Genomic DNA, 17,459 nt, shown 5'->3' on the forward strand with positions numbered 1-17,459 from the left:
AGGCCAAGGCCGGTGCAATCCTTGTGCAGGATTGCATCGGCCAGGGGATCAGGCAGGCGTGGCGCCCGCCTCCTGTTCGCTTGGCAGGGTGAGGCGAGCCGAGTCGGGCAGGGCATCATCCTGCGGCCAATTCGAGCGGATAGCATCTGTGGTGCTCTCCACCACCGCATCATCCTTGAACACCGGCTCGCGGTAGCAGCGGGTCAGACGTAGCGCCTGATACATATCGGGGCAGAGGATGATCCCTTCATCGCCCACCCGCACACCCGCCTGCTTTAGCCAGTGGGTCATCTGGCCGTGGCGACCCGCCATCACCATATGGATGCCGCGCCGTTTCAGCTCCTTGTGCAGCTCCCCCACCATGCTCATCACGCTGATGTCCTGATGGGTGAAGCAGGCAACCGCATCGATCACCAGACACTTGGGGGCTCGGGGATCCTGTACCAGCAGGGCCAGCACCCGGCGCTTGAAATAGGGGGCATTGAAGTAGGTCAGCGGCGAGTTGAAGCGATAGACCAGAATACCCGGGATCGCTTTGGCCTGTTCGTTATCCCCCAGGGTGCGCACTACCCCCTCGTCATCCATGCCGAGCAGCTGATCGGTGGGGCGCATCACATTGCGCAGGAACTGGAACAGCCCCAGCAACACGGCGAGGGTGATCCCCGGGATCACCCCCATGGTGAGCACGCTGATAAAGGTGACCAGCGCCAGCCAGAAAGCGGATCGATCGGAGTGGCGCAGGGCCCAGAGACCGCGAAAATCGGTGAGCGACAGGGAGGCCATCACCAGCACCACCCCGAGGGCAGCGGTGGGAATATATTTGAGCGGCGCCGTCAGATAGAAGGTGATGAGGGCGATCACCGCAGCGGCGATGATAGAGACCAGCTGGCTCTTGCCGCCGTTGGCGTCGTTGACCGCGGTGCGTGAATCCGCGCCGCTGATGGCAAAACCCTGGGAGACCGCGGAGGCGAGGTTAGCCATACCGAGGGCCCGAAACTCCTTGTCTGCGTCGATTTCGTAACCGTTTTTGGCTGCAAAGCTGCGAGCGGTCAGCATCATGGAGACGAAGCTCACCATGGCCAGGTTAAGCGCAGGCAGCACCAGCTCCCGCATCAGACCGGGGGGAAATTCCGGCATCTGGAAGGCGGGCAGGCCGGAGCCCACGGCCCCCAGGGTGGCGATATCAAACTGGCCGAGATTAAATCCCCACACCAGCGCAGCGGTCACCACCATGGCCACCATGGAGGAGGGCCATGCCGGTTTGTAGCGCTTGGCCAGCAGCAGGGTGAGCAGGGCTACCAGACTCATGGCCAGGGTCGGCAGATGGGTCTGGGTGATATAGGTGGCCCCGCTGGCGATCCGCTCGATGAGGTAACGTTCGCTGAAAGTGAAGCCGAAGATCTTGGAGAGCTGGCCCACCATGATGGTGATGGCCACACCATTGAGTAGCCCCATCAGGATCGGGCGGGAGAGAAAGTCCGCCAGTACTCCCAGCTTGAAGCGGCTGGCAATCAGGCACCAGAAGCCGGTCATGGCGGTCATGGTCATCACCAGTTGCCAGTGACGGGTGGGGTCGCCTGCGGCCAGCGGCGTCACCACGGCGGCGATGACCGCACAGGTGGCGGCATCGGGGCCGACAATCAGCTGGCGGGAGGTGCCAAACAGGGCGTAGACCAGCATGGGCAGGATGCAGGAGTAGAGACCGACGATGGCACCCACTCCGGCGAGTTCTGCATAGGCAATGGCGACGGGCAGCGCCACTGCCGCCACCGAGAGTCCGGCGCGAAGATCTGGCATCAACCAGGCGCGCTGGTAATGCAGCAGGGCGGCGAGGCCCGGTAGCCAGCGTTCGAGAGAGAAGAAGTCGCGCATTATTTAACCCATTGAGTTACAACCAGCTTTTCCCCTAGTGTGCCCAAGGTTATCGAAAGATTGCAATCAGGTTATGGCCAGTTTACCTGAAGGTCAGGCCAGATAGCCTGCCAGCGTTTCTCCTTGATGCGCTGGGTAAAAATCTGTTTGTCCTGGCGACATCTGGGGTTGGCACTCACTTGCAGCGACCAGTTGATGGCAAAGCCGTAGGGGGCAAGCCACTCGAACTCGCCATCCCGGGTGAGGCGTACGCCGATGCAGGTGGGCACCTCGACCCAGTGGCTGAGCGCCTCAAGGCTGCTGGCAAACGGCGCTACCATCTGGCGAGTGTGCATGCGGGCCTGATTGCGTACTTCCCACTGCTGGCCGGGCAGCCGTTTTGCCAGCCAGGCTTCGTGCTCTGCTTCGGCCAGCCCTTGTGGGTCGTTGCTATCGAGATAGATAAGGTCGATATCGTTGAGCGGGGTTGACTCGGTTTTGTGATGCAGGTGATCCCAGATGAGGTTGCGGATAAAGCCAGCTCCCAGCGCCCAGTCGGGCAGATTGAGCTCTGCGGCGGCTTGCAGGCAGGCCATCCGCTGCGGATCGGCCCGCAGCAGGGTTTCTGTTTTGGCTTGGAATTGCTGTTCGAGGGCGGTGTTCAGAGGTTCAGTTGTTGGCATTGCGGCGTAACCAGACATCAATGTAGCGGCAGCTCGGCACTATAGTGAGCCCCTCCGCCTGAGTCCAGTTGAAGAAGGCGCGCGCCAGCTGATCGGCAATCCCCTGCACCCGCAGCTCGGGGGGCACGAAGGTGCTGTAGGCGTCGATGGTCTTGGCATCGAGCCGCCGGTAGCGCAGTCTCGACTCTTTCCCCTCCACCATACAGATGAACTGCTGCTGGTTGGCCTGATGGATGATGTCGCTCATGGTGGGCACCTCTGGCATAAAGTTGGGTCTCTCGGCACAACATAACTGTTAGCCAAGGTATAGAACAGATAATGAGAGCACGTGGTCAATATCATCCCCCTTTGACAGAGGGCGCATCGATATCGCGATGCAGATCAAGGTGCCCGATGGTGAGTCGGGCACCGCGTTAGTGTCAGCACAAGAGTGTTGGCAAAGGGGAGGGATCAGACCCAGGCTCGCTCCAGCAGGGTGAGTAACTGCTCACGGTCGGCATCCTTGCGATTGAACAGCAGGGCACCGTCGTTGACCGCCAGATCGCGGATCTCGGTCAGTAGCGAGCGATCGCTTACCCCAGCCTCGCTCATGGTGCGCGGCAGCTTGACCGCTTGCCACAAGGTGTCGCGCAGGGTGCGAATGGCTGTGATGGTCGCCTCCGCCCGCTGATGGGCCGGGGTGGCGGCAAAGCGCTCTGCCCCCACCAGCGGCAACAGCAGCCGGGCCAACTCGCTATCCACCTCGGGGCGGTTGTAGTCGAGCACGGTCGGCAAAAAGAGGTTCATGCACAGCCCGTGGGGCAGATGGCAGCGGGCTCCCAGACTGTGGCCGAGGGCGTGTACCAGCCCCACCATGGAGTTGGAAAAAGCCATGCCAGCCAGCGTGGAGCCTTCCGCCAGTTGCAGCCGCAGCTGTTTGTTTTGCGGGTCGTGGATGATTTGCGGCAGGGCGCTGGCGATCTTCTCCACTGCCATCAGGGCCAGCGCATCGCTCACCGGGTTATTGGCGGTACCGATAAAGGCCTCGATGGCGTGGGTCATGGCGTCCATGGCAGTGGCGGCGGTGATATTGAGGGGCAGCCCCTGGGTCAGGCGCGGGTCGAGCACCGCCAGCTGGGGCAGCAGGAAGGGGGAGGTGAAGGGCACCTTGCGCCCGCTCGCCTCATCCTTGATCACTGCAACCAATGTCACTTCTGATCCTGTGCCCGCCGTGGTGGGCACCACCGCCAGCGGCTTGAGGGGACGGGTCAGGCAACCGGCGCCCGAGTAGTCGAGCAGGTGTTCACCCCCCATGGAAGTGAGAATGTTGACCGCCTTGGCGGTGTCGATGACCGAGCCGCCCCCCAGTGCCACCAGACTGTCGCAGTCGAGCTCGCGATAGCGTTTGGCGATCCGCTCCACCACGGCGGTGGAAGAGTCGGCCGGGATCTCGTCCCAGATGGCGGCAACCGGCAGCTCCCCCTCGGCCAGCACATTGGCCAGCAGGGTGGCAAGGCCGGTGGCATTGACCCCCTTGTCGGTCAGCAGCAGCGGGCGACGGGCCCCGAGGCTGGTCAGCTCGCTGGCCAGCTGCTCCAGCGCCTGTTCACCGGCCAGCAGTTTGACCGGGCAGAAGAAATCGTAATAGCGGCTCATTTCAAGGCTCCTTGCGCGTTAGCCGGTCACCAGACCCAGATAGATGTTGCAGGCCCGGCCGATCTTGTTGGTCGGGGCGGGATAGTGGCGCAGCAGCGGCCGCGCGATAAAGGCGGGCAGGATCAGGGACTGCAACTGCTCAAGCCCCCGCACCAGATGCATGGCAACGGTCAGATCCCCCTCCACCAGCAGCCGGTTTTCGCCAAATGCCTGATTGACCCCGAGCCGAAAGCTCAGGGCGCGAAAGGCGATATTGGGGTGCTTGAAGCGCACCCGCAGCGGATGGATGGTGGCATGGGGGGCGGCTGGCGCACCGGGATACCAGCGGCCACCCTGCTTGTACATGTTCATGGAGTAGCCGATGCCGCCCACTTCGAGGCGGATTGCCAGCCCGTCCGGCAACGGCGCCAATTCGCGGCGTACCGCCTCATCGGTGCGGGCGGCGCGGCAGAGGGTACGACCCACCACCCAGAGCAGAGTGGTGATCCAGAGGCGGCGGCCAAGGGCTGCCGCAGGTTCAAACATCCGTGTTTGCATGGGGATTGGCTCCTGAGATGGCTGACCAGAAGAGGGCGAACGCACTGGCTTGCCAGTAGTCGTCCTCTCCCAGCTCCGGTTGATCGACAAACAGTGATGCGCAGGCGAGGAACTGGCCCTGACACACCTCCAGCAACAGTGGCGCGGGGGCCTGCATCAGCTCGCCGCTGGCCTGCCCCTTTGCCAGCAGGGCAGGCAGAAAGCGCAGGGCATCGTTCAGGATCTGGCTACGGGCCGGTCTGGCCAGCAGCGGAGAGTGAAAGAAGCCGAGCACGAATTTGAGCTCATTGGGATGCGCCAGCATCCATCTCATCGCCAACTGCCAGTAGTGGCGGGTCTGGTCGTACAGCGGCAGGGTGGGGTCTGCTTCATGGATGGCGCTCCCCATCCGGGTCTTTACATCCTGATAGAGGGCGAGGATCAGCGCCTCCTTGCTCGGAAAGTGGTGGAACAGGGTGCCGTTGGCCACCCCGGCCGCTTTGGCGATACGGGCGGTGGCTGCCCCCTGCAGGCCATCTTCGGCGCAGAGGGCGAGGGCGGCATCCAGGATCTGGCGGCGCTTGTCGGTCATGGTTTGTGGCTGCGGGATAGCCTGGTGCATGGTCATCTCCATCAGCGCAGGAAGAAGGCCATCATCAGCTTCTGGATCCAGCTGTGGTAGGGCGGATGGATCAGGGAGCCGGTGGTGAACTTGCCGCGGGTCAGCACGGTTTTCGCCTTGGAGAAGGTGAGGAACCCCTCGTGGCCGTGATAGTGGCCCATGCCGGAGGCGCCGATGCCGCCGAACGGCACATCGTCGGCCGCCACCTGAAACAGGCTCTCGTTGATCGCCATGCCGCCGGAGTGGGTCTCCCGGGTCACTCGCGCCTGCAGCTCGGGGTCGAAGCTCATCAGATAGAGAGCCAGCGGGCGGGGCCGCTCGGCCACATAGGCGAGCGCCTCCTCCAGGGTGTCGTAGGGAATGAGCGGCAGCAGCGGCCCGAAGATCTCCTGCTGCATCACCTGACACTGACTTGGTACCCCGGTCAGCAGGTGGGGCACCAGCAGGCGACGCTGGTCGTCGCGGGCCGGGCTGCCACAGGGGTGGAGTTGGGCTCCCGCCTGCTCGGCTTCATCGAGCCAGCTGACGAGACGTTGATACTGGCGGTCGTTGATGATGGCGCCGTAGTCGGCACTATTGAGCCCCTGCGGGTAGAGCTTGCTGAAGTGGCGGCGATAGGCGGCGATAAAGTTATCCACCTCGCTGCGGGGCAGCAGCACATAGTCGGGGGCGACGCAGATCTGGCCGGCGTTGAGGCTCTTGCCGAAGATCATCCGCTCGACCGCGGTGGCGACCGGCATGTCGGGAGCGATAAGACAGGGGCTCTTGCCACCCAGCTCAAGGGTGAGGGGGGTGAGCTGGGGCGCGGCAGCGGCCATCACCAGCTTGCCCACCATGGTGGAGCCGGTAAAGAGCAGGTGATCGAACGGCAGCGAGCTGAATGCCGCCGCCATCTGGGCATCCCCCTCGATGATGGCGATCTCGTTTTCGTCAAATACGCTGGTGAGCATGGTGCGCAGCACGGCATTGGTATGGGGAGTGAACTCGGAGAGTTTCAGCATCGCCCGGTTGCCCGCCGCGATGGCGGTGATGAGGGGGCCGAGGCTCAGCATCACCGGAAAGTTCCACGGCACGATAATGCCGACCACCCCGAGCGGCTGGAAGTGCACCTCTACTTTGGCGGGGGCCAGCAGCAGGCCGGTGTGACGGCGGTGGGGCTGCATCCAGCGCTTGAGCCGCTTCTGGGTGTAGTTGATCTGCATGATGCAGGGCAGCACATCGGCGATCAGGCTGTCGTAGTGGCTGCGCTGGCCATAATCTGCTGCCAGCGCCTTGCACAGCGGCCCCTTGTGGGCGAGCAACGCCTGTTTGAGTTTGGTCAGCTGCGCCCGGCGCTCGGCCAGGGTAGGCATGGGATGAGCCAGACTCGCCCGCTTGAGCCGCGCCAGCTGATCCGGCAGGGACAATTTGATGGCGAGGATATCCTCAGGAGTGTGTTGAAGTTGCACCGCACCCATGTTGTTCTCCGCATGAAAAATAACCGACTGATTAGTCGGTCTAAATTTAGCTGTTTGTTACCGGAATGTAAAGCTGGCAAGCTGTCTGCCGCTCACCGCGAGCCGGACGCAAGAGAGAACTGTGTGTCTCCCCACACTTTTGTGGTTTGCTCGTTGGTGACTTATCCAATAAGGGGTAGTTTTTGGCTATTAACCTACACGGAGAGAGCACTATGACCAGGGAACTGAACAGCTTGTTGGCCCGGCTTGAAGATGTGGTTGAGCGGATGCCGGATTGCTTCAACACCTACGAATTCGCCCAGAAGCTGGCACTGCAATATCAGCCGGAGTTCTTTGCCGCGGGCCACTCTCTGGCCGAGCACGAGGGCAAGGTACTGCGGGTGCTGCACCAGAAGATCGCCGAAGCGCTGGCAGGCAGCGAGATGGTGATTGAAGGGGCACTGCTCCCCTGTGTGACCCCCTGGGGAGAGAAATCCACCTCACCACGCTGGCACCGTAAACACTGAGGATCCGGTCAGGCAGATCACTGCCAGATAGCAGATAACGAACAACGATAAAGGGCGCGGCGCTGGCAACAGGGCCGCGCCGTTTTTTGTGCAGATTGTCGCCAGCCTTTGCCCCCGCTGCCGGGAGCAAAGGCCCGGTCTGTGATCCCATGCCGGGATACGAGACCGTCAGCAGGGTAGACTCTCCCTTTTGCCGAAGGGTTTGTCACCGTAGGAATTTCTCATGACCCATAAAATCATTCTGGATACCGACCCGGGTATCGACGATGCCATGGCCATCCTGTTTGCCGAGGCCCACCCCGCCATCGAGCTGCTCGCCATCACCACTGTTTTTGGTAACGCCACCATCGACAATGGCACCCGCAACGCCCTCTGGCTCAAGCAGAAGTACGGCATGAAGGCGGATGTGGCCAAAGGCGCTGCCGCCCCGCTGCTGCGCGAGCCGGTCGGCCCCACCACCATAGTCCACGGCCCGAGCGGCTTTGGCGACATGGAGGCGGGAGAGGTGACTATCGCTCCGGATCCCCGTCCCGCCTGGCAATATATTGTCGAGGCGGTGAAAGCCGCGCCGGGGGAGATCACTCTCGTCACTATCGGCCCGCTGACCAATCTGGCGCTGGCGCTACAACAGGCGCCCGAGATTGTCTCGCTGGTGAAACAGGTGGTGGTGATGGGGGGCGCCTTTGGCGTCAACGGCCATCGCGGCAACGTCACCCCCTATGCCGAAGCCAATATTCACGATGATCCCGATGCCGCCGACCGGGTCTTTACCGCCGATTGGCCTGTGGTGATCATCGGGCTGGATGTGACCCAGCAGAGCTTCTTCAGCAGCGCCTATCTGGATGAGCTCAGGGACAAGGCGGGGGAGCCGGGCCGCTTCCTGTGGGATGTCAGCCGCTTCTACCTGCGCTTCTACTCCGAGAAGCTGGGGCTCTCTGGTTGCCACGTTCACGATCCGTCCGCCATCGCCTATGTGATTGATCCGACCCTCTTTACCCTGCGGGAAGGGCCGGTGCGGGTGATCACCAGCGGCCCGGCCATCGGCCACACCCTGCAAAAGTTCGATGGCAAGCGCCATTCCCACGATGACTGGGCAGCCTATCGTCCGCAGCAGGTCGGAGTGGCGGTGCGTGATGAAGCCTTGCTGGCGCTCTATCGCGAGACGCTGGTGGGCTGGGGCAAGGATTGCTGAGCAAAGGGGCGCTATTGCGCTGAGGCGGGGGCTGTGATCGGCGCCAAACAATCGGAGCGCACGGCCGCTTATACTGCCTGATATCAAGAGCTTGGGAGGGATGAAGATGGCCTGGATTTCCTTGATAGTTGCGATTGCGCTGATCTGGTGGTTGATGAAGCTGGGGCGTGGCGCCCTGTTCGAGATCCGTCTTGCCCCCGGCAAGGTAGTGGTCAAGCAGGGCAAGGTGTCACCCGCCTTTATTGAGCATGCCAAGCAGATCCTGCGCCACGACACGGTGCGCGGTCGCATTGTTGGGCAGCGCGATGGCGATGGCGTCAAGCTGATCTTCTCCCGCTCCATCCCCGAGCCGGTGGCCCAGCGGTTTCGCAATATCTTCCCCTATGGCGATTACCGCCAGCCAACGGCGCCACTGCCGGGGCCAAAATCCCGCAAGGGATAAGCACCGGAACCTGGTTCATCAATAGCAAACGGGCCTCCAGTGGAGGCCCGTTTTTTATGGCACTTGGCCAAGAGATAGCTGACAGCCCTTACTCCTTGCCGTGCAGCTCGCGCTGGGCCTTGACCGCCGCCGCCTTGACGGCGGTGCCTTCATTGCCCCAGGAGGCGCGCAGGGTGTTGACCAGCTCGGCGAGCCGCTCGTCATCCATGGTCCAGCCATAGCCTGGCATGTGGTAACCCAGATGGCCGTGGGTGACCGGTGTTTCGGCGCCGTGCAGCAACACGTTGATCAGGCTCGACGGATCGCTCGCCAGCACGGTGCGGTTGTTGACCAGCGAGGGGATGACGTGGTCATTGCCCTGTCCGTTGACCCCGTGACAGGTGGAGCAGTACATGGCGTAGTCCGCCTTGCCGCTGGCACTGGCGTAGGCACGGGCCCCTTTCTCCGCCACCGGTTCATCTTTCAGATCGGTGAGATAGGTGGCGATGCTGGCCAGATCGGCGTCGCTGAAATACTGGCTGCTGTGAGTGATCACTTCCCCCATGGGGCCCGCGACTGCTTCATGCTGGCTGCGGCCGGTTTTCAGCAGGTCGATCAGCGCCTGCTTGCTGTATCGGCTGCCTCGAATGTCGGGGGCATACCAGCCATCCAGCGCCGCACCGCTCAGGTAGACGGGATCCGCCTCGGTCAGCGCTTTCTCCTGCATGCCGAGCCCGCGCGGGGTGTGGCAGCTGCCGCAGTGGCCGGCACCCTGCACCAGATAGGCGCCACGGTTCCACTCTTCGCTCTTGCCAGCCACCGGGGTGAAGCGGCTGTCATCGTGGTAGACCCAGTTCCAGCCCATCAGCGGCCAGCGCATGTTGAGGGGCCAGGGGATGTCGCTCTCCTTGTTGGCGATGGCCAGCGGCTGTACCTCCTTCATCAGATAGTGATAGAGATCTTCGAGATCCTTATCGCTCATCTTGGCGTAGGCGGTGTAGGGCATGGCCGGATAGAGGCGATGACCATCGCGGGCCACCCCTTCACGCATCACCTTGATGAACTCCGGCAGGCTGTAGTTGCCGATACCGTGGGTCTTGTCAGGGGTGATGTTGGTGGCAAATACGGTGCCGATGGGGGTCGGGAACCCTTTGCCGCCCGCCAGCGGCTTGCTGGTTTCGCTGGTGTGACAGGCGGCGCAATCGCCCAGCGTGGCCACGTATTCCCCCCCAGACATGGCGGGGGCTGCGTTGGCGGCAAGGGCGGGCAGGGCCAGCAGCAGGGCGCTGGCGGTCAGTGACAGGGCGCGGCTCATTGGGCACCTCCCTTGCTCATGGCTACCAGCTCGTTGACGGCGCGCCACGCTTCGTCGATGGCGGCGTGGGCGTAGGGGCTCCAGCCCGCATCCGAGTTGGCGATGGTGATGTTGCCGATCGGCTGGCGACCCAGTTCAATCCATTTTTCGCACTGCGCTTCGTCATCAAACAGGGTGTTGGTGACATAGGAGTAGCCGTGAGACCAGCGGTTGACCGTGATGGCGAGGATGTCCTGCTCATGGTTGAAACCGGCGCTGCCGAGCATCCCCTGCAACTGTTCGCGGATCATCTGTTCATGCTGCTCGAACGGCATGCCGAGGATCATGGCGCGCCCCTTGCGGGACTGCTCGCGGGCCGAGAGGCCGCTGCCCGGCAGGGTCGGCACATAGACCATGTGCAGGCACATCGGCTGATCCGGGCTCTTGGGATGCTCATAGCCACCCATGCTGACCGGATAGTCGAGCTTGACCCGGCTGTAGGGGGCGGCGGGGGAGTAGACCTCGTGCACCCCCAGCTTGACGAAGGCTTGCCAGTTCTTGATCACCACCTTGGTGTAGACCAGCGGCGCCTTGGCATTCTGGCGCAGCGCCTCCTTCTGGGGCTCCGGCATCTCGGGCACCATGTAGGGGATCATCATGTTGTAGCCAGCCATGATCGACTGCTTGGCCCGCACCCGGTACAGTTTCCCCTCCTTGATGTAGGTGACATCCACCGCCAGCTTGCCGTCGGCGAGGCGCACGTTTTTGGCCTGCAACGCCGTGCTGCCAAGGCGCAGTTGCACCTTGTGCTCCGGCAGGTCGAGTTTGCTGTAGTCAAACTTGGCCAGCACCACATCCTGCATGGTGTGACCCGGCGCCACCTGCGGAATGAGCTTGCGTACCATCAGGCGGGTGAGACCGGCGTTGCCATCAGGGAAGTGGAAGATGTAGGGATCGTCCAGCTCCGCCTGCTCCTCGGCATCCAGCGGCGTCAGATTGAGGCCGTCGAACCCCGGCAAGGCGCAGAGGCGCGCATCGGCGCAGGCGGTGGCGTCGATGCCGACCGCCTGGAAGTCGTTGGTGCGCTGCTGGAAGTAAGTGATCGCCCGCTCGCTCAGGCCCACTTTATCGCGTAGAAAGGTGGTGTAGCTGTTGCGAGTCACCCACTCGTCCTGCTGCTCGCGGGTCATGCCGCTCAGGTAGTCGATCTTCGATTCGTGCAGGGCCAACAGGGCGGCCTTGTCGGCATCATCGAGGGGGAAGTCACCGATAAATTCTGCCAGCGGCCGGCCGTTCAGGCGATCGCGCGGGATATCGTCTGCCACGTTGTGACCCGGATCCCCGTTCACTATCTTGTTGACGCCAAAGTGCTTCTCATCGAAATAGACGCCGCGGCTGAGCCCCAGATCCGGATAGAAGGTCTGCTGGAAACCGGCGGCCAGCTCGTCGATGTTGACCTCCAGCGCCTTGAGCAGCCCGAGCGCCACCGGACTGTAGACCGAACGCGGTGATTGCAGGGACTCACTGCCGCCGTAACCCAGACGCAGGCCATCGGGGGTGGTGAACTCGTTGCGCTTGGCGTGGCCGCCGAAGTCATCGTGGTTGTCGAGTAGCAGGATCTTCTTATCCGCGCCGAGCAGTTGCTGATAGAAGCAGGCAGCGGCCAGGCCGCTGATCCCGGCGCCGACGATCACCAGATCGTACTCCCCCTCAAGGGGAATATTGGCGAAGTCATACTGCTTGCCGTCACGGGCGATGCTGTGGGCCGGTTCGAAAGAGCCCGGGTGGTTGCCGCGCAGGCCGGTGAGGGCGGGCGGGTAGGCCAGGGTTTTATCCGCCAGCGTGCTGCCGCCTTCGGCAGCCTTGAGCAGATTGATGGGGGCGACGCCTGCCGCAATGGTGATGGCAACGCCGTTGAGAAAATCTCTGCGTGTAATACTCATGGCTATCCCTGTGTTAGGAGAAGTAATGAATAAGTGGATTCATTATGGGAGGGAGACACAGATCCTGTTCAGGATTGGGCGCCGAATCTACCGCTATCCTCACGCTGAGTCCATACGATTGCTAATGGATTATTAAGCACCATTTTCCTGCTTGTGACGAGAGTGATGCGCTGATGGGGGTGATTTGCCCTGTTGCAGGGCAAATTATCTTCCGGAACGGTCGGTCAATGATTGCCGCAGTTGATTAGTTTGGGAGGCGTTCGGGCATCATTGTCGACTCGGGGGGATGATCGCGCTAAGCTCTTAACTACTTGTTTTATCGACTCTCTTTTTATTCATAGGCATAAAGGCCACTCAGGAGGCGCAATGAACTGGTATATATCGGTCCTCAAGCAATATGCGGTATTCAGCGGGCGGGCCCGTCGCACCGAATACTGGATGTTTGTGCTGTGCAACGTCATCGTCATGCTGTTGCTCGGCATGGTGGACAAGCTGATTGGCGGCGACAATGAGCTGATCAGTTCCATCTATTCGCTGGCGGTGCTGCTGCCATCGCTGGCGGTGGCGGCCCGTCGCCTGCACGATACCGACCGCAGCGCTTGGTGGCTGCTGCTCGGGCTCATCCCCATTATCGGCACCCTGGTGCTTATCTACTTTATGGTTTGCAATGGCCAGCAGGGGCCGAACCGCTTCGGTGACGATCCCAAAGCGGCCCCCTCACAGGGCTTTATCGTCAGCTAACGGGCGCGGCTTGGCCAATCATCGGTCAATAAAAAGAGAGGGAGGCATCACGCCTCCCTCTCTTTTTCGTGTTGATGGTCGATCAACGCTCAATCAGCGGGGCGGAGCGGTAGCTCCACATGCCGTAGGTGCGCAGGGCGTCGCGGTAGATGCCGAGCAGCTCGCTCTCGCTCGGGGTGGCCAGCTCCTCGAGGGGCTTGTCGGGGTAGCTGACGCTCGCCACCTTGATGTTGGCCGGACCAATCTGGTCGCAGGCGATTTCCAGCACCGTCTGGCCGCGACGTACATGGCTGGCGGAGCTTACCAGCACCGCATAGTCAATCTGGTGGCGGGCGAGGGCATAGGCGCTGTAGAGGGCGTTGTCCACCGTGCTGGTGGCGTAGTTCTCTTCAATCAGGCGGCTGCGGTCGATGCCGTGGTTGGCCAGCCAGTCGGCCATCAGCTTGCCCTCGGTCTGGCGGTTCTGGGGCACGCCGCCGGTCAGGATGATCAGCGCCTCAGGGTCGGCCTTGGCCAGCGCCAGAGTGGTTTGCAGGCGGCCCAGCAGGATCTTGTCCATGCTGCCGTCGGGATTGAGGGCGTAGCCCAGGGTGACGATGGCGCGTTTGCCCTCCCTGCTGGCCTTGACCTGATCCTCGGTCAGTTCGGTCTGCAGCGGGGCGGCGGTGATCCGCTGCACCCGGGCGATGATCTCCTCCAGATCGGCGGCGCGGCCACTGTTGCGATCCGCCACTTTCGCCAGATAGCTGCGGGAAGCCTCCTTGTTACCCTTCACCAACTGCCAGATGGCGAGATAGCTGTTGATGTCGAGATCATCGGGAGCGACGGCTTGCGCCTGCTCCAGCAAGGTGATGGCGCGGCTCAGGTTGCCGTTGTAGATCTGGGCGTTGGCCGCCGAGATGAGCAGGTCGGTGCGGTAGGGCTCAAGCTGGTAGGCGGCCAGCAGCCGCTCGGTCACCAGCTCCATATTGCTCGGCATCTTGGCGGTAAAACCGGCGTGGGAGATCTTGGCAGGCGACTTGTAGATCTGCAGCGCTTCGCCGAGCAGCATGTCCACCGCCTGGCGCTTGCTGACCAGGGTATTGAGGTCATGCTCCATTTGCATCGAGCTCTCGGCCGCTTGCAGGGCGAGGGGGGAGAGCGCCAGCAGGCCGCCGAGGGTGAGGGCAAGAAGGGTCTGTTTCATCAAAAGGTCCTCTGTCGGACTGAATCGCGCCGTATTGCGCCGGCGTGTGGGCCGATGGGATAAGGCAAATATGCGTCAATTCAGTCTGTTAGTGCCAAAGAGAGGGCAATATAGCAGCTAACGGCGTGGCAAACTGTGAGTCGGGGCGGGTCGTCGGGTGATGCCACACTAGTGGCCGCAAAAATGGCCGCAACAGTGGCCGCAACGGGTCAGCAGCCATCTAAAAAGGGCAGGGGGAGCGTGACTCCCCCTGCTGGGAGGGGCGTTGGCCCCTCCCTCTATCGCGACTCAAGACACATGGGGAGTCAATCCATCTGCTGGCGAGTGTTCGCGGTCAGTTCCACATCGGGGAGATGCGGGCTTCCAGCGTCTCTTGCTGCTCTTCGGGCATATCGCTGAAGAAGTTGAGCTGGGTCTGCTCTTCCACCTCGCGTACCGAGACCCGGTAGTCGGCGATCTGGCTGATGGGCACCTCTTCCTGCGGCATGATAAAGGCGATGGCCTGCAGTCTGGCCGGGTCCATCACGATCTTGTAATAGGCGCTCGGGATCGCCACACCCTGACCAATGGACTCTTCAGAGCCGGTAAAGATGGGGCCGGTGATCACCTGCACATCCTTGCGGGAAACCGCCCACTTGTTCACCTTGTCCTCCAGCACGCGCCACGCCTTCTGGTTGAGCACCCCGATCTGCGGCGTCATGTTGCTCAGTAGGAAGCTCTCTTTCATGGTGTTCTTGTTCGATTTCATGTCCCCCGCCGGGGCCTGATGACCACGGTCGTAGCCCGAGCCCTTGTAGTCGGAGAGGGTGGCGCGATAAGCAACCGGGATCTCCCTGTCCTCGGCGAAGGCATCCTTGCGCGGCACTGTGCCTTGTGCGCTCTGGGCGGTCATCCGGTAGGAGACCCAGTCCGCCACCTTGTAGTCGTAGTTGTAGCCGACCGCATACCCTTCACGGCAGAGCTTCTGATCCGATTCGGAGGGCAGGCCGAAGCGTACGTGCTCACCGCACTCCCAATGGGCGGCCAGCAAGGGGGTGGCAGTGAGGGTGAGGGTAACAGCCAGAACCAATTTATTGATTTTTATCATTTTTGTGATGTTCCAGTTTAGTAGGCGGAGCCATTTGACATGAGATCTGACCAGCGCTTCAATTGCTGTTTTTTTACACGTCACCGTTCTGTGACGGCTCGCCAAGATCCGTGATGTGACAGGTTAATATGTTTTAAATCAGTGGCTTGGTCGGTGGGATGATGTGCGGTTGCTCGGCAGACAACGAAAAGGGGCACGCGATGGGCCCCTTGTGATGAGCGGTCTGACTGCTATCAGGCGGCGTTTGCCTTGTTGCCCAGCGTGCGGGCCAGCAGTGCTTCCGGATTGTGGATCGCCTCCTTGGTCTTCACATCGATGACTTCGATATCGGTGAAGCGCTCACGGTTCTTGATAGCCACATCGTGGGCGAAGATGACGCAGCGGGCGTTGGCGACATCCTTGGCGGTGATGCGGTTGATGATGCCGTTGGCGCCCTGGGTCTCGACCTTGATCTTGATCCCCTGCTGGGCAGCGGCCTTCTGCAGGCTCTTGGCGGCGAGGAAGGTGTGGGCCACGCCAGACGGGCAGGCAGTGATGGCCAGTACGTCTGCTTCCCCTTCCGCTTCAATGACTTCGAAGCTGGTTTGGGTGGTGGTCACGTCATCTTCTTCGCTCACCGGCTTTTTCAGCAGGTTGACGATGATGGCGGTGGTCAGAGCGCCGAGGATGGTACCCAGGATGTAGCCCATCTTGCCTTCAACAACCGGCAGGACAATCCAGCCACCCCAGGGGGCGTGGTTGATACTGTGCATCATGAAGCCAGTGATGTTGCCGACGATGCCGCCTGCGACGATGGCCGGGATAACACGCATGGGGTCAGCGGCGGCAAACGGGATGGCACCTTCACTGATACCGATCATGCCCATGATGGCGGCCGCTTTACCGGATTCACGCTCTTCTTTCTTGTAACGCTTCGGAGACATGAAGGTCGCCAGCGCCATACCGAGCGGCGGCACACAGATGGCGATACCGACGCAGCCCATCAGCCAGGGCTGGGTGTTGACCTGAGTCTGGGCAAACAGGGTAGCAACCTTGTTGACCGGGCCGCCCATATCGAAGGCGGTCATACCACCCAGAATGGCACCCAGCATCACTTTACCTGAGCCTGCCATGCTGGAGAGCCAGTGGTTCATCCCTTCCATCATGGCGGCGATCGGGGCACCGATCCCCCACATCACGATGCCACACACCAGGAAGGTACCGATCAGCGGATAGATGAAGATGGAACCAAGGGAGGCCATGGAGTCAGGCAGCTTGATCCGTTTTAGCTGATTGACCACGAAACCTGCGATAAAGCCCACCAGAATGGCGCCGAGGAAACCGGTTTGATAGTGCTGAACGGCAATCCAGGAGCCGATCATGCCCGGGGCCAGGCCCGGCTTGTCAGCCAGCGAGTAGGCGATGTAGCCACCCAGCACGGCGGTAAACAGGGTCAGACCGGCGATACCCATGGTGGCCATGTCTTTGAGGAAGCCCGCTTCCGGCACGGCGCCCTTGCCGCTCATCATCACCGACAGTGACAGCAGCACACCGCCCGCCACGATGAAGGGGATCATGTGGGAAGTACCAAACAGCAGGTGCTGCTTCATGGTATTGAGGCGATCCTTGAAGGTGCGATCGGTGGGTTCAACCGGAGCAGCGGCAGCCGGTTTTTCCATTTTCGGGCCTTGCTTGAGCAGGGTCAGGGCTTGTTCGACAGTGGTGGCCGCCTTCATCTGCTCGATAAAGCCCGGCTCCAGCAGACGGGTAGAGAGCTCCGCCAGCACTTCGATGTGGTGGTTGGCGCCGCCATCCGGGGAGGCAATCATGAAGATCAGCTGGGTCGGCTTGCCATCTTCGGCGCCGTACTCGATACCCTGACGGCTGACACCGATGGCAATGGCCGGACGGCTGACCGCCTTGCTCTTGGCGTGGGGCAGGGCGACACCCTGCTCGAAGCCAGTGCAGTCCAGCTGTTCGCGGGCCCAGATATCCTTGACGAATTGTTGTTGATCAGACACGGCGCCATCGCGCGCCAGCATCTGTGCCATCTCGTCGAACAGGGCCTCCTTGCTGGTGGCCTTCAACTCCAGGCAGATGAGTCTGCCGTTGGTCATGGTGGGTAACATATTACACTCCTGGCTCCGTTGCCGAGCCGCATGATGGGGGGAACAATTGACCTGGATATTGTTCTCCCGTTGGCGCGGTGCCGAAATCGGACAAATGTGCCGTTTACTGGATTTTTGTGCTGGTAAGAATGAGCTGTGATTCTCATCTCGTTTTGGCGTGATGATTGAATTCGATGTGAATATTAATTTAATTATTTAGTATCAATCACTTGCTTTT

Annotated in this window: 16 protein-coding genes; 4 read left to right on the top strand and 12 right to left on the bottom strand. The window is 61.5% G+C overall.

Going from position 1 to position 17,459, the window contains the following annotated elements:
* Positions 1–48: 48 nt before the first annotated feature.
* From ACTG20_RS09325 to ACTG20_RS09355, 7 genes are all read right to left on the bottom strand, one after another.
* Positions 49–1,872 carry a SulP family inorganic anion transporter gene (locus ACTG20_RS09325; RefSeq protein WP_194495774.1) on the bottom strand — a complete coding sequence of 608 codons (1,824 nt, stop codon included), beginning with the start codon at positions 1,870–1,872 and terminating at the stop codon, positions 49–51.
* Positions 1,873–1,943: 71 nt separating this feature from the next.
* Positions 1,944–2,534 (bottom strand): nucleotidyltransferase family protein, encoded by a 591-nt coding sequence (locus tag ACTG20_RS09330; protein ID WP_194495773.1) that lies wholly within the window; start codon positions 2,532–2,534, stop codon positions 1,944–1,946.
* Entirely contained in the window at positions 2,521–2,781 is a 261-nt protein-coding gene (locus ACTG20_RS09335; RefSeq protein ID WP_005337747.1) for a GNAT family N-acetyltransferase, read from the bottom strand. Before ACTG20_RS09335 ends, ACTG20_RS09330 begins: the two co-directional genes overlap by 14 nt.
* A gap of 203 nt (positions 2,782–2,984) precedes the next feature.
* Positions 2,985–4,169 carry an iron-containing alcohol dehydrogenase gene (locus ACTG20_RS09340; RefSeq protein ID WP_194495772.1) on the bottom strand — a complete coding sequence of 395 codons (1,185 nt, stop codon included), beginning with the start codon at positions 4,167–4,169 and terminating at the stop codon, positions 2,985–2,987.
* An 18-nt stretch (positions 4,170–4,187) separates the two neighbouring features.
* Positions 4,188–4,706 carry a hypothetical protein gene (locus ACTG20_RS09345; protein WP_194495771.1) on the bottom strand — a complete coding sequence of 173 codons (519 nt, stop codon included), beginning with the start codon at positions 4,704–4,706 and terminating at the stop codon, positions 4,188–4,190.
* Positions 4,687–5,307, bottom strand: coding sequence for a TetR/AcrR family transcriptional regulator (locus tag ACTG20_RS09350; protein WP_194495770.1), 621 nt, complete (start codon positions 5,305–5,307; stop codon positions 4,687–4,689). The genes ACTG20_RS09345 and ACTG20_RS09350 overlap by 20 nt, the downstream gene beginning before the upstream one ends.
* 11 nt (positions 5,308–5,318) lie before the next feature.
* Positions 5,319–6,764: a coniferyl aldehyde dehydrogenase gene (locus ACTG20_RS09355; RefSeq protein ID WP_194495769.1), complete on the bottom strand. Its 1,446-nt coding sequence runs from the start codon at positions 6,762–6,764 to the stop codon at positions 5,319–5,321.
* Positions 6,765–6,976: 212 nt separating this feature from the next.
* Between ACTG20_RS09355 and ACTG20_RS09360 the strand changes: the two genes are divergently transcribed.
* From ACTG20_RS09360 to ACTG20_RS09370, 3 genes are all read left to right on the top strand, one after another.
* On the top strand, positions 6,977–7,270 hold the full coding sequence (locus ACTG20_RS09360) for a hypothetical protein (RefSeq protein ID WP_005337735.1): 294 nt from the start codon (positions 6,977–6,979) through the stop codon (positions 7,268–7,270).
* 223 nt (positions 7,271–7,493) lie between these two features.
* Complete coding sequence (locus ACTG20_RS09365; protein ID WP_005337734.1) at positions 7,494–8,462, top strand: nucleoside hydrolase; 969 nt, start codon at positions 7,494–7,496, stop codon at positions 8,460–8,462.
* A 106-nt stretch (positions 8,463–8,568) separates the two neighbouring features.
* Positions 8,569–8,904: a DUF3634 family protein gene (locus ACTG20_RS09370; protein ID WP_005353195.1), complete on the top strand. Its 336-nt coding sequence runs from the start codon at positions 8,569–8,571 to the stop codon at positions 8,902–8,904.
* 88 nt (positions 8,905–8,992) lie between these two features.
* Here the strand turns inward: ACTG20_RS09370 and ACTG20_RS09375 are convergent, their stop codons facing one another.
* Both ACTG20_RS09375 and ACTG20_RS09380 read right to left on the bottom strand, forming a co-directional pair.
* Complete coding sequence (locus tag ACTG20_RS09375) at positions 8,993–10,198, bottom strand: c-type cytochrome (protein WP_194495768.1); 1,206 nt, start codon at positions 10,196–10,198, stop codon at positions 8,993–8,995.
* Complete coding sequence (locus ACTG20_RS09380) at positions 10,195–12,120, bottom strand: NAD(P)-binding protein (RefSeq protein WP_058055889.1); 1,926 nt, start codon at positions 12,118–12,120, stop codon at positions 10,195–10,197. Before ACTG20_RS09380 ends, ACTG20_RS09375 begins: the two co-directional genes overlap by 4 nt.
* A gap of 366 nt (positions 12,121–12,486) precedes the next feature.
* Between ACTG20_RS09380 and ACTG20_RS09385 the strand changes: the two genes are divergently transcribed.
* Positions 12,487–12,861, top strand: coding sequence for a DUF805 domain-containing protein (locus ACTG20_RS09385; protein ID WP_005337730.1), 375 nt, complete (start codon positions 12,487–12,489; stop codon positions 12,859–12,861).
* 82 nt (positions 12,862–12,943) lie between these two features.
* Here ACTG20_RS09385 and ACTG20_RS09390 read toward each other — a convergent pair whose 3' ends face one another.
* From ACTG20_RS09390 to ACTG20_RS09400, 3 genes are all read right to left on the bottom strand, one after another.
* Positions 12,944–14,047 carry a YdcF family protein gene (locus ACTG20_RS09390; protein ID WP_194495767.1) on the bottom strand — a complete coding sequence of 368 codons (1,104 nt, stop codon included), beginning with the start codon at positions 14,045–14,047 and terminating at the stop codon, positions 12,944–12,946.
* A 334-nt stretch (positions 14,048–14,381) separates the two neighbouring features.
* Complete coding sequence (locus ACTG20_RS09395; protein ID WP_047439217.1) at positions 14,382–15,134, bottom strand: DNA/RNA non-specific endonuclease; 753 nt, start codon at positions 15,132–15,134, stop codon at positions 14,382–14,384.
* A gap of 233 nt (positions 15,135–15,367) precedes the next feature.
* Positions 15,368–17,242 (bottom strand): PTS fructose transporter subunit EIIC, encoded by a 1,875-nt coding sequence (locus ACTG20_RS09400; protein ID WP_439987599.1) that lies wholly within the window; start codon positions 17,240–17,242, stop codon positions 15,368–15,370.
* Positions 17,243–17,459 lie beyond the last annotated feature (217 nt).

Origin of the sequence: Aeromonas sp. 84A, from assembly GCF_051919345.1 — a bacterium.
GTDB classification, from domain to species: Bacteria; Pseudomonadota; Gammaproteobacteria; order Enterobacterales; family Aeromonadaceae; genus Aeromonas; species Aeromonas veronii.